The organism is Cohnella laeviribosi DSM 21336 (assembly GCF_000378425.1).
Taxonomy (GTDB): domain Bacteria; phylum Bacillota; class Bacilli; order Paenibacillales; family Paenibacillaceae; genus Cohnella; species Cohnella laeviribosi.
The window spans coordinates 1-12,539 of the sequence record NZ_KB899871.1 but is presented as its reverse complement, the minus strand read 5'-3'; the positions used below and the strand labels follow the sequence as shown (position 1 = coordinate 12,539).

General features: G+C 46.3%; 15 protein-coding genes and 1 pseudogene. 9 read left to right on the top strand and 7 right to left on the bottom strand.

Annotation, left to right across the window (positions count from 1 at the left end; all coding sequences use genetic code 11):
• The 5 genes from F560_RS0121275 to F560_RS0121255 all read right to left on the bottom strand — a co-directional run.
• Positions 1-282 (bottom strand): IS3 family transposase (locus F560_RS0121275; protein WP_019007737.1); only part of this gene is annotated, 282 nt, incomplete at its 3' end.
• A 105-nt stretch (positions 283-387) separates the two neighbouring features.
• A complete protein-coding gene (locus F560_RS25330; protein ID WP_019007754.1) occupies positions 388-564 on the bottom strand; it encodes a transposase in 177 nt (58 codons plus the stop codon).
• A 183-nt stretch (positions 565-747) separates the two neighbouring features.
• Positions 748-954, bottom strand: coding sequence for a hypothetical protein (locus tag F560_RS0121265; RefSeq protein ID WP_019007753.1), 207 nt, complete (start codon positions 952-954; stop codon positions 748-750).
• Positions 955-1,042: 88 nt separating this feature from the next.
• Complete coding sequence (locus F560_RS0121260; protein WP_019007752.1) at positions 1,043-1,279, bottom strand: hypothetical protein; 237 nt, start codon at positions 1,277-1,279, stop codon at positions 1,043-1,045.
• Positions 1,276-1,923, bottom strand: coding sequence for a hypothetical protein (locus F560_RS0121255; protein ID WP_019007751.1), 648 nt, complete (start codon positions 1,921-1,923; stop codon positions 1,276-1,278). Before F560_RS0121255 ends, F560_RS0121260 begins: the two co-directional genes overlap by 4 nt.
• A 434-nt stretch (positions 1,924-2,357) precedes the next feature.
• On the opposite strand from F560_RS0121255, the gene F560_RS23965 reads away from it, so the two are divergent.
• Together F560_RS23965 and F560_RS0121240 are read left to right on the top strand one after the other, a co-directional pair.
• Entirely contained in the window at positions 2,358-4,316 is a 1,959-nt protein-coding gene (locus F560_RS23965) for a phage tail tape measure protein (RefSeq protein WP_019007749.1), read from the top strand.
• The gene (locus tag F560_RS0121240; RefSeq protein WP_019007748.1) at positions 4,313-4,657 is read left to right on the top strand and encodes a hypothetical protein; all 345 of its coding nucleotides are present in this window, start codon (positions 4,313-4,315) and stop codon (positions 4,655-4,657) included. Before F560_RS23965 ends, F560_RS0121240 begins: the two co-directional genes overlap by 4 nt.
• Positions 4,658-5,011: 354 nt before the next feature.
• On the opposite strand, the gene F560_RS25325 is transcribed toward F560_RS0121240, so the two are convergent.
• Together F560_RS25325 and F560_RS0121220 are read right to left on the bottom strand one after the other, a co-directional pair.
• Complete coding sequence (locus tag F560_RS25325) at positions 5,012-7,285, bottom strand: S8 family peptidase (protein ID WP_083932172.1); 2,274 nt, start codon at positions 7,283-7,285, stop codon at positions 5,012-5,014.
• Positions 7,278-8,393 (bottom strand): AAA family ATPase, encoded by a 1,116-nt coding sequence (locus F560_RS0121220; protein WP_019007744.1) that lies wholly within the window; start codon positions 8,391-8,393, stop codon positions 7,278-7,280. The genes F560_RS25325 and F560_RS0121220 overlap by 8 nt, the downstream gene beginning before the upstream one ends.
• 197 nt (positions 8,394-8,590) lie before the next feature.
• On the opposite strand from F560_RS0121220, the gene F560_RS0121215 reads away from it, so the two are divergent.
• The 7 genes and pseudogenes from F560_RS0121215 to F560_RS26665 form a co-directional block, all read left to right on the top strand.
• Complete coding sequence (locus F560_RS0121215; RefSeq protein WP_156829089.1) at positions 8,591-8,944, top strand: YhjD family protein; 354 nt, start codon at positions 8,591-8,593, stop codon at positions 8,942-8,944.
• A gap of 93 nt (positions 8,945-9,037) precedes the next feature.
• Positions 9,038-9,715 (top strand): annotated as a pseudogene (locus F560_RS24355) (SOS response-associated peptidase).
• A gap of 440 nt (positions 9,716-10,155) precedes the next feature.
• Positions 10,156-10,674, top strand: a complete 519-nt coding sequence (locus F560_RS0121205; RefSeq protein ID WP_156829088.1) for a YjcQ family protein — start codon at positions 10,156-10,158, stop codon at positions 10,672-10,674.
• 207 nt (positions 10,675-10,881) lie between these two features.
• Positions 10,882-11,193, top strand: a complete 312-nt coding sequence (locus F560_RS0121200) for a hypothetical protein (protein ID WP_019007741.1) — start codon at positions 10,882-10,884, stop codon at positions 11,191-11,193.
• Positions 11,194-11,371: 178 nt separating this feature from the next.
• Positions 11,372-11,629, top strand: a complete 258-nt coding sequence (locus F560_RS0121195) for a hypothetical protein (RefSeq protein WP_019007740.1) — start codon at positions 11,372-11,374, stop codon at positions 11,627-11,629.
• Between the two features lie 169 nt (positions 11,630-11,798).
• Positions 11,799-12,269, top strand: a complete 471-nt coding sequence (locus tag F560_RS0121190) for a hypothetical protein (RefSeq protein WP_019007739.1) — start codon at positions 11,799-11,801, stop codon at positions 12,267-12,269.
• Positions 12,270-12,423: 154 nt separating this feature from the next.
• Positions 12,424-12,539 (top strand): transposase (locus tag F560_RS26665; protein ID WP_019007738.1); only part of this gene is annotated, 116 nt, incomplete at its 3' end.

Below are 12,539 nucleotides of genomic sequence, written 5' to 3'. Positions count from 1 at the left end.
GGACCGCCACTGCTGCTCGTTCATGATCCGCGTCACCGTTCGCTCGGAGATCGTCACTCCTTGCTGCAGGAGTTTACGGGTGATCTTCGGACTGCCGTAAAGCTTGCGGGACTGATCGTAGATTTCTTTGACCTGCTCGGTCCATTCCTTGTGCTGACGCTCCCGTTCGCTTTCCGGGCGCTCCTTCCATTTGTAGTAGCCGCTGCGAGATACTTTCAATACGCTGCACATCTTCTCCAGTCGGTACTCGGAGCGGTGTTCGTGGATGAACGCATATTTCACCGACGGTCTTTCGCGAAGAAGTGCATTGCTTTTTTTAAGATTTCGTTCTCCTCTTGCAGGTCTCGTATTTGCTTTTGCAACTCCCGCAACTGATGATCTTCGGACTTAAACGTTTGCGCCGCAACGATCTCCGGCCTCACCGCCATACTTCTTCATCCAGCCGTATAGCGTGTTGTCCTTGATCTTCAGTTCGCGGGCGACTTCCGCCACCGCCTTTCCGCTTTCCTTGACGTATTGAACCGTCTTTCTCTTGTACGTCTCATCATACAAGGGCTTTTTCATTTCGACACAGTCCTCCGATTCAGCTTGATTTCATCAGTGTAATCTGTGTCTACTATTCAGTCTAGCATCAGTATTCCCTTTCTCCGTAGTTCATCTGATGCACCTGATTAGCTTGTCCCGAATTTACAAAATCAGCAGCTATGGTACAATTGATACGGACAAATACTTAATTTTCTTGTGCCTTCACTTTTCCGTAGTGGAGGCGTTTTGTATTTCGTTCAGCCAATCACCAGGATCCACCCCAAGGTATTCGGCCAGTTTTTCAAATCGGACAACTTTTCTCCCGTCAACATCTGCTGCTTTTTCTGCGCATAGATCGAAAATTTCTTCCAACCCGTGATTCCCCTTCTCCTTAAGTCTGGCAGCGATTTCTCTTTGAATGCTTGACATGATGATCATGCCTCCTTAGAAGTTCGGCTACTTCTTGCTGAGGATGAAAAACATCTCGTCCACCGATTAGGATCTGATATGCGTGTTATTAAAGAGGCTCAGACAACGGTGCCTCCTCGTTCTCAAATTGCTGCAGGATATTATCTCGGTCCAGCCGTAGCTGCTCGATTCGGTCTTTGTAAATCCTCACCTCTTCATCCGACAGTTGATCGCGATCGACAATTAAGCTCCGCGCCAACCTGGTGTGTTCCTGAGTGATCTGTACCAGACGGTCGCCATGCTCGGAATTGACGGCCAGCCAGATTGCGCGTTTACTATGGTTCATAGACTCGCACCTCCTATCAATCGCACGATGTTCATAATTTCCTGACTGTCTGAAATGTACCGCTCATACGTCCTCTCAACCCAGCGGATCGCTTCCGACTTGCTCATCCGGCGAACTTCCTGCCTAATAGCTGCTGCAGTTTTACCGTATCGTCGTAAGGCCAAGAGCTTGAAATATTCATCCATGAACCGAGCGCCTTTCGGGTTTTTATCAAGCATTTCAAGCAAGCTGAATTTGACAATACCGCGCGCGGAGAAAAGCATTGTTTCTGGAGCGTCTGGATGCGGCATGACATCCACGCCGTTCTCCATCAGTAGTTTGTCGACGTTGGACTTTTTCAGCCGGCGCATCGTCACGTCTGGAGCGTCCATTTGAGCCTGGTAAGAGATGAACCGAACATCTCGCGAATAGTCAACATTAACCCCTTCTTCTTTCAGCCCCTCAAGAAGCATCTTAATGCAAGCAGCAACTTCATCATTAATGGTCATCGGCTTCGGGTATGTCTTAAAGTGTCCCCCACCCAAATCCATCGTGATAGCATACTTGGAAAACGGATCGGCATCGTTTACGGGGAATGCAAAAATCTTCCCGCCCAGTTGTTCTTTCAGTTGTGCTGCCCGCTTTTCAATTTCCTGAATGTGCATCGCACTGCACCATCCTTTTCGTAATTAATCCATACCAGTTTGGTATACCTTCGCACTTACTTGAGCGGTGAATTTTCCCACAAGGTGTCTTCACTTTATGGGGAAAGTACACTCACCGCAGTCATCTATGTGGATCATGTTCATATCCAGCAGGGCGGCCGGCATACCAAGCAAACGCTTGAGGTGTTCCACGGCGTGTTCTCGAGCTAGTTCTTGCACTTTTTCTTGATACGGTGTGAACACATTCACCTTGAGACGACGGTAGGGGCCAGCTAGCATCATTCATGGAAAATTAAATTGGGCAAAGCTATCGAGAAAGATAGGAAAATGGCCGACAAAGGCTTCCTCCCAATTACTAACAAGGCGCAGAGAGAGTTCTTTATACAGTTCGGTTTCAACGGTCCAGATCGACTAAAAAGGTAGGTGAATGCGTAATGGCTCGGAAACTCCACGAGATCAGCTTTGCCATTGCGGGTAAGGTCCTTTCGTCCTTTCAAACTTCTTTTTCTGCTGCCTCCGGCCGCGTCAAGCAGTTGGGGGTTGATGCCAAAAACTTAAAAGGGCAGTTGAAAAAACTGGAGGAGGACTACCGCAAGGGCGCGATAGCTGTTCAGCAATACAACGCAGCTCATCAAAAGCTTTCCCGCCAATTGGATGCCGTTTTGGCCAAACAAAAGCAGCTGGTAAACTTGCAAACCCGATACAGAGAGGTTCAGGCACAACAACATGAACTTGCCGGCAAAATTGCAACAGTCGGCATTGCTTCGTCTCCATTTTTTCTCGCCGCCAAGCAAGCCATGGACTTTGAAGATGCCATGCTCGGCGTAGCCAAGCAAGCCCAGGGCGCCCGCGATGAAAACGGCAAACTCACGCAAGTCTACTACAACATGCGGAACCAGATTCAGCAGTTGGGCAGAGAGATCCCCATCGTAACAAACGAAATTGCTGGCATGGTTGAGGCTGGTTTACGGATGGGGATACCCAATGAGAAGATCATCGAGTTCACCCGGAACACGGCCAAGATGGCGACCGCGTTTGAAATGCCGGCAGACGAGATTGCCGACTATATGGGGAAAATCTCAAACGTCATGAGCATCCCGATTGAGAAAATCGGAGAGCTTGGCGACGCGATCAACTGGCTGGATGACAACTCGGTAGCTAAGGGCAAAGACATCATCGGTGTGCTGTTACGCACTGGCGGTGTCTTTAAGCAGGTCAATATGAACGCACAGCAAGGAGCGGCCCTGGCTTCCACCTTCCTCTCACTCGGGAAGTCGGAAGAAGTGGCGGCCACGGCCACAAACGCTCTCATCCGCGAGCTGGCGATTGCCAACCAGCAGCCGACTCGCTTCCAAGAAGGTTTGAAGATGCTTGGGTTAACTTCGGAAGAGGTTAACAAAGGCATGGTCAAAGACGCGCAGGGAACAATCCTGAAAGTGCTGGACTTGATCAACAAACTGCCGAAGGAGAAGCAGACCGAAGCAACCACTTTGCTGTTCGGAAAAGAATACGGCGACGACATCGCGGCCTTGGCTGGAGCAACGAAAGAGTACCGTCGTCAACTTGCCCTGTTGAATGACCCGAAACTGACTGGCTCAATGGGAAGGGAGTTTTCGGCGAGATTGCAAACGTCATCGGCGCAAATGCAGTTACTTAAGAACAGCATAACCGAAACTGCAGTGGCTATGGGCAACGTACTGCTGCCAGGGCTAAACAGTATTTTTAATTCATTATCACATGCGGCGCAAGGGGCATCCGAATTCGCTGAAAAACACCCTGCAATAACCAGGACCATCGTAATGGGAATCACAGCTGTCATAGGCGCGAGAATCGCATGGCTTGGCTTACGGTTCGCTTGGACGCAGACTGTGCTCTTGGGGAATGATTTGACTCGGTTATTTGTTAAACAAGCTGCAGCACAAACGACGGCAACAACGGCCACTGCCCTTGGGGCAACAACTACGCAGAGGATGACAGTTGCTCAGAGGCTGCTGAATCTCACCATGATGATGAATCCGATCAGTTTGGTTGTTACAGCTATCGGTGGATTGATCGCTGCCGGAGTTTATCTCTACCAAAATAATGAAATGGTAAGAAATAAACTGAACAAATTGTGGGATACGTTTAAAAAAGCCCCTGAACTCGCGTTAATGGTAACAGGCCCATTCGGCATGATTGTAGCTGCTGGGATCCGGCTTTATCGAAATTGGGACGAGATCAAGCAGTTCGCTTCTGATTTATGGGTGAGCCTTTACAACACCTTTGCGTCCGGTGTGAACAAGGTAATCGCCATTCTGAATCCCTTGATTCAGAAGTGGAATGAGCTGACCGAGCGAATATTTCCCTCTTTCAAGAGATGGCGCTCGATTACTCGGTGCAAATCAGAAAGATGAACGAAAACAAGCTGAAGCGTAACCTTGACATCGATGGATCCCACGCCAACGGCCTCCCATATGTCCCATACAACGGATACATCGCAGAGTTGCACCGTGGCGAGCGCGTTCTTACGGCAGCAGAAAATCGCGATTACAATCGCTTGTTACGAGGATCATCTGGATTTGGAGGGGGTTCGCCAATCAAGGTCAATATCACGTATTCACCAGTCGTGCAGGGGAATACCAGAGCCGATGTAATGAATGACCTGAAACGTGATCGTCTTGAACTTCGCCAAATGGTGGCTGAAGTTATCAGGGATGTCATGTACCAACAAAGGAGGATTTCTTTTGTTAAGTAGAGTGTACACCATGATTCAAGGCGTTTCAGAGGGGGATAAACTGTAGTAGCGCGCATCCACCACTTCCGAATTGGAGGATATCCTCGGGATATAGTATTAGTAGTTTGAGAAAAAACATGAAGCTGAATGAAGTGTATGACATGAAGAAGGACGGAAACATAGTGGTGCTGATCCACCGGCTTGCTGGGCGCCGCCAAATTGGCGTTGGAGGCGTTCGGATACAGCATCATCACCGACGACCAAATCAACACTATTGCGAACGGTGTGGCGGCTGTTGCAGCAATCGTAGCAGCATTTCTGAATAACCGAACCCCTAACAAAACAACTCCCCGTCGTGACGACGGGGAGTTATAATTATTGGATTGGTACCAAAATTTCGTTAACTGTACGCATTTGAATAGGCTCAAGAGCACGATATTCTGAAAGAATATCTTCATATAAACTACCTTGGTATCGTGGCGCAGAAATTGTAACAATAACTGCATAATCCATTCTATCCGATCCGCTGTTGCGCCCCAGTCCATGTAGAACAATGAAAGGATTTCGTAATGAAGTTGATCTCATTCGATCCCAACGATGAACTACGGTATCCCACTTTAGTTCACCTCTACGAGCCTGTTCAGTTTGGTAGCTGTTTGTGCTCCTAGACGCAGGTAAAGTGCTTTTTTGCCAACCTTGTGCTAAAAGAGCTTCAATTTCACTAGCGTCCTCAATTTCATGTTTTACTACAGTCTGACCATTTCTTGTATAGCGATGTTTTTGGTCGTGTGGATAGAAAGTATCTTCAATGGCTGACTCTGTATAATCTTCGACGTGTAAAGGATTCGCCTTTGATAGAACGGCAATCGTATAAGAAATGTCTACCATCCCAGCATCCCTTGCATTAAGAGGAAATGGTATTGGTAACTTAGCAAAATGTGTTGGCATAATTGAACTGCTGTAAACTAGGGTTACATGCTTGTCAGTACAATTGAGAATTTGATCAACATTCTGATCAATGTATCCATAGCCAAATTCATGGCATACGCCATTTGGATTAGTTGCAGAATGAATGAGGAGTGCTCTAGCAACTAAAGGATTAAAACGATCGCATCGGCCTAGGATTTCCCCTGCCATACCTGCAATTATAGGGGCCGCAAAGCTTGTTCCCATACTTAAATGCTTATGACCATGGTTTAAAGATATCAGATGAATTGGTCGGTTTTCATCTCCGCCAAATGCAGTAAAATCAGGTTTAACTTTACATCCTTCACGTCCTTGTCCCACGCAACTATAAGATGCTCGAATAATTTCCCCGGTAGAGTAATCATAAGAGAAAGCTCCTACCCCAAGACCATTGACCAAGTCAGAGGGTGATTGGATCCGATTATACGGTGACGGTAAGTTACCATCGTTTCCCACAGCAACAACAAACAATTTTCTATAATTCCAAGCGAGCTGATCAAGGACATATGTAAAGCGAGAAATATCATCGTCAAGAATTGGCCCGCTAGGACCGAAAGAAAGGTTGTACACTTGAATGTCATCTCGTGATGGTACTACATCTTCAATGATATCAATTGCTTCATACAGTTCAAAATCCATTGGATTATGCAAAGGTAGTACGCGGAAACTTTCAACAGAAACCATCGGTTGTTGCACGGTGGATCCTTGATTGTAAGAATTTAGCGGTCCGTAAAGGATGCAACCAGCAACAGCAGTTCCATGAGCGATTCCCTCTGGTATAGGTGGTGTATTAATTACCTCATTAACATTTACGTGATTAATGAGCAAAGGGTTAGTCTCATCGACGCCACCATCGAACATACCTACTTTAATTCTGGAACGAAATTTTCCCGGAGCTGGATGTGGTGCATTTGGAACTATACTAATGGTTCTCATTTCAGGAAAAGCATTAATTCTTAGCGGGTGGGTTGTTCGAAGTGGATTAAAATCATTGATCGCTTGAAGCGCTTGACGGTTCATGTTAGCGCTAATGAAAGTGGGCCCACCATTATAACTTTTTATACGAAGAGAATCTTCCTCGACACCGTTGGCCAAAAGTATACGTTTAAACTTCTCAATTGCCGCGTCCATTTCCTCGTCGAAAGGATGCAAAACCATTTCTACTTTCCCGTTTGTCCAATCATCATCAAATCCAACAACAATCTCCTCAGGGGTAAGCAAGGAAATTTCTTCGATTTTTTGGACGTCTTTTCTAAATGATTCTGTTAAAGAGGTCTCACTTCGATCCAAATAATGCTCTATTCTGGACAGGTTTTGAATTGTTGACTTCACAAAATGCATCTTACTGTATTGAATTGTTTCGGTACCCTCCTCAGGATATAACCATCGTCTGGAACCCACGTTTTCAATATTAAATTCTCTGAACAGCGTATTTGGTGTATAAGATTTTGCAAGGAATTTATGGTTTAGTCTTACTGTAACGATAACTTCTTTCATTCGTTTCTCTTCGGGAATGGTATCAACTACTCGACGAAGATCGGAAATTTGTTTTTTTACCCTATCTCTAGCCTCCGCGTAAGTTCGCGGAAATGTAGGGTCTCCAAAACCACTCCTAGGCGTTACTGGCTCAATCATTTTCTCGCCGTATCCTAAAATTGGTAGATATCGTTGGTCATTACTCATGCTTCATTCCTCCCTTTTTCAGATGGTGACTCAAGGTCGATTCGCTAATACCAAGCCAGTTTGCAATCTGTTTTTGTGTTACTTTTTTTCCCAGTGCCTCTTTCGCTGCTTTAGCAAAAAGCTCATTAAACTTTGCAACATCCGAAGCTGTGCCTTTTAGTTCACTAATGACCACTTGTATGGGTTCTACTTGATCAACAATAACCTGGCGCAGAATACGGTCACTTAAGCGACAAATATCTGCTGCGCTTAAACCTTCAGTCACTTTAGCAAGTAGATTAAAAAATCCCTTATTGAGATCGATAATGTTAGATCCTAGTCTTTGTTCCCAAAGTAATACTCTCGATTCGAATGAAGGTAACCCGATTTCTATCGCACGATCAAATCTTCTCCATATTGCTTTATCTAACATATCAGCATGATTTGTTGCTGCAACCACAATAGAGTGGCTAGGCCAATCTTCTAATTCTTTAAGAAGAACATTTACAATTCTTTTTAGCTCGCCAAGATCACTTGGGTCATCCCTTCGCTTAGCAATCGCATCAAACTCGTCGAGAAAAAGTATTGAAGGGGTACTACGAGCGTAGTCGATTACTTTTTTTAGGTTCTGACCTGTTTTGCCCAGATAACTTGAAATTGCAGATGCCAAGTCTAATGTAATAAGAGGTAAGTTTAACTTATGGGAAAGCAACGAAGTTAGAAAAGTCTTTCCTACTCCTGGAGGACCGTAAAGTAGTAGACTGGTTGGTGGTTTAATACCTGAGGCAAGCAATTTGTCCGCCATATTACGTTCACGAATAAACCTTTCAATAAGTTGTGTTATTTCCTCGCTCAACACCACTTTTGGTTCCGAAGCAACAGGTTCGTCCACCCGTGCTAGAGACATGAATGTATCCCTGTCCGTAGGAGGAGGTTCGATTCCAATTGATCGAGTTACGGCCGCACCAACACCGTGATAAGAGAGGGCCTTTGCGATCTCTTCAGCAATTTCTGGGTAATCATTTTTCAGCTTTCGGATCAGGGTGAGCGAAGATGACTCAACTGTTCGCATGTCATTTTCTAAAGAAGCACGGACTAGCTGGGGAATCATGCTAATTATTGATTTCATATCTTCGAACACCTCAATAAAAACATTTATCATCGAATGACCTTAGTATAAGCATTATAAGGGTTTTAGTCAACACAAATTCGATGATGTAGTAATTTAATTTTTATATCGAATGTTTTTTGAGGGGGAATTCAACCTGTTTCTGTAGGAATATTGTTCGCATATAATGCAGATGAATGTTCTTATTTGGTGATCTCATGAACCCCCATGAACTGGTCCTGACCTGGCTCCTATGGCACCAGACTGTTGAATTACTAAAGCACGACATTCCCTTAATGGAGTCCTCAGATACTCGCTTTCCGATTGTGTATGCCGGGTTTCTTCGCCTGCTTGGAAAAGCAGCGTTCACCAAGGAGAGGGAAGCCGCCAAGGAGCTGCGTCGCGCCGGCATCACCATAATAGGTGAGAAGAACGACCGTAGCGAACACATCGTCATGTGGCGATGGGGCGACCAGACAGAAATTCTTCGAATTCACGAGGTAAAGTTGCGGGAAGAAGTGCAGAAGATGATCGACAAGCTGATGGTTAAGATAGCGGAAGAACGACAATAATGACAGAGGATACCCTCTTTCTCCGTTCCCTCGCTATGGCGGGGGATTATTTTTTGCTTGTTGAGGTATGATGGTGGCAGGAGGGGATTGCCCATGTGCGTTTATTTCACGATGGTCACCGACCCGGAAAAACTCATGAACCGATTTCAACTACAGGAGCTCCCGTTTGAGTTGAAGCCGCGATACAACATCGCCCCCGGCCAGCTGATCCCGGCCATTCTTGCTGACGGCGGACGCCGCAGGATCGGTCAATTGCACTGGGGACTGGTTCCATCGTGTGCATAGGACGAGAAGATCGGCTACAAGATGATCAACGCGCGCGCCGAAACGCTGCGGGAGGAGCCGGCTTTTCGGATGCTGTTTGAACGCAAGCGTTGTATGATCCCCGCCGACGGCTTTTACGAGTGGAAGCAGATGTACGGTCGAAAGCAGCCGATGAGTATAACCATGTGGGATGGAGAACCCTTTGCCTTCGCCAGCCTGTTTGACACGTGGACTTCGCCCAACGGCCAGAAACTCCACAGCTGCACGATCATTACCACCCGGCCCAATGAAGTGGTCGCTGACATCCACGACCGATTGCCGGTGATTTTGGGACAGGAGGATGAAAATCTTTGGCTTGACCTCGAGCGGTTTGACCTTGAGTTGTTGCGGTCTGTGCTGGTATCCTATAACGCCGGACAGATGAAAGCCTATCCGGTGCCTGCGATGGTTGGAAACCCGAAGAACGAGGCGTCGAAGAGCATCGAAAATATTTCTGAGCCAGCGTGATGAATATACATTATCCCGTGGCGCCGCCTCGACCACTAAATTGGCTGCCAACGTGTCCTTGACTCCGCTCATCTCTGCGATGGCGACGTGGGGGGAGGCAAAGTTCGGCCATGTTGTCCAGCGGTAGGAATACGCCGATCTCGCCATCCTTCTGCTGCACGGTCCCAATCTTAACTTCACGCCGGCGCAGCGCGGCCGGCACCTTGCTTTCGCGCTGACGGCGGCCACGATGCCGTACTCCTGCTGCAGCGAGCGGGGCGGGAGTTGGAGCAGGCGCTCGATTTTCGCCGGAGTGAGAATGTCGCGCTGACCGGAGAAAAACGGTACCTGCAACCGACGAGACAACACGTCTCGAAGGAATAGGTCAAGCCTCCACCTTGGTACCTGTCGGGCTTGGAACTGGTTGTCTGCGTTCAGGCTGGCCAAGGCAGGCACAGGCCGTGGTCAAGGCGTTGCCGACGGTGCGCTGGCGAAGACCCCTGCCGAAAGAAGTGGGGCTTTATATGGACAAGACTGCATTATTGACTCAATATGGGAAATGGGAGGGATTATTGATGGAATTGGATACCAAACAAAAGGTATTACTAGCGTTGTACGCTGAATACCAAAAGGATTTGCCGAATATGCGAGAGATTAGGGCAGATACTCTTGGCTTAACGAAAGATGTATTTAATGTGGCTATTGAAAAGTTGCAGAACGAAGGGTTCATTAGGGATGTGAACATCGCTTATGCTGGCAGGGGACCGTACCCTTTTGATGTAAAAATCGATCATTGCAAGTTGACTCGTTACGGCATTGAGTATGTTGAAAATAAACTGCAAATCGAACCTACTCTAAGCGGAACTGAGAAAGCAAAGAGTGTTGCAAAAAAAGTAGCGGAGTGGGGATGGGAACAGGGAAAAGACTTTTGCGCAAAGGTATTGACAGAACTTATAAAGGGGAGCACGGGCGTTCAATAATGGACGCCTTTTACTATTTTCAAAGAAAGGGGTTGATCCCAATGTTGCGTCACCAGCACCGGCTGTAACGACTGTACTCCACGTAGGGTACAGTTCTGTACTCCACGTAGAGTACTAAGAAAGAAAATATTAAAGAAATATACTCCTGACACTCTCCATAACTGGAGAGTGGTTTTTATTTCTCAATAGGGGAGAGTGTATGAAACGATGATCAAACCCATCGAGCAGATCGTCAGGCACATTGAGGAGTTGGATAAGGACCTGGTGTCAACAATACCCGGAAATCCTTTTGAACAGTGGCAGGTGTATACCGCTTTGATGCAAGCCAAGTCCACAGCATTGTTGGCATTGGCACAGGCGGAAGCGAATGCGATGAGTAGGCAGCCATTGAGATACGCAGTGAAGGTGGAGAGGGAGGGATACAAGACTGTAATGCATGAAGGGGAAAGCGTCATACCGGCATGGCAAGCCAAAGAGCACGCCTGCACTGAGGAGAACACGGGTCCTTCTGGAGGATAAGAAGGCATGCGAGTCGGCAGAGCCCCGAAATCTGTCTAGTTTTACTTTCAAAAATTCACTTTCTCTTTCCGGCCAAAAGGCGAGAAAAAGGGAATTTTAAATTTTTTCCTTCCGAACTTATGACCAAAATTTTCAACTCTGTGAAAAACACTCAAAAACGAAAGTGGAGGGGTGGACGATGGCGAAACAAAAAGCGAAAGGGGAGGCGCTGCATGAAAGAGAGATCTTGACCAGCGAATTGGGCGCAATTGTCGGAAAAACTCCGCAGTGGATTCGGCAACTGACCAGGGAAGGTGTTCTGAAACAGGACGACCGGGGGAAGTACATCCTCGGCGAATCCGTCCAGGCGTACATAGAGTATGCAGTCGGTGAAAAAATCGACAGCTATATCCCATTACCTCCAAAACGGAAAATTCCGTTCAGTGAACTATCATAAGCCGCCTACGGGCGGTTTTTATCTTACCCCACTTCTGGTTGAACACTTGCAGCAGTTTATCCCCATCACCTCTTGGGCAACCGTGAACACAGTGGGTTAAAGGAGTAGAGCTTTGGTATGGACATGATTCGTCGCTTCTCTCAAAATGGAAGTGAGGAGGGATTGAAGGATGAGAAATAATAATTGCAATGAATTCCCAACAAAAAAAGACATGGTCTATTGGCTAATAATTTTGGTACTTGCTTTAGTGATGGTATCTGTTTGGAGGGTAGAAGATCCGAAGAAGCTTTCAGGTCAATTATCATTAGGAGCAGCATTGCTATCAATGTTACTTGCTGTTGTGGGAATCATAATTCCTTTTATTCAGGGAAATGAAACATCCCGTCAAAACTTCACCTTACTTGAACATATTTCCGTATTAACGAAAGAAATTGCGCTGTATAGAAAATTAACTGAAACATATGAACATGTAACAATAAAAATGGCTGAGGACTTAAAAGAAAAACAAGAAACCAACCACATAGCAAAAACATCTGAAGGCTTTCTGATTTGGCAAGAAAAGCAAACTGAAATTAATGATATTAAAAGGGGTATTAGTGAATTATCAGGAAGTCTAACGTTAAAAAATAATAGACAATAAAACCGTACAAGCACCCACGCGGTGCTTTTTTCTTTATTGAAGAGGTGATCCTCGAGTTGCGAACAGGACGAAAGACTATTGATGCTAGACTGAATAGTGGACACCGAGAATCGAGAATGCGACAATAAATTCAGCAAAATCGAGGTGTCCGAAGATGAGTCAAAAGTATGACAAAGACTTCAAAATCCAAACCGTGAGGATGATCCAGGAACAGAGAAAAACGGTGGCGCAAGTCGCTCGGGAACTGGGTGTATCCGACAATACCTTGTA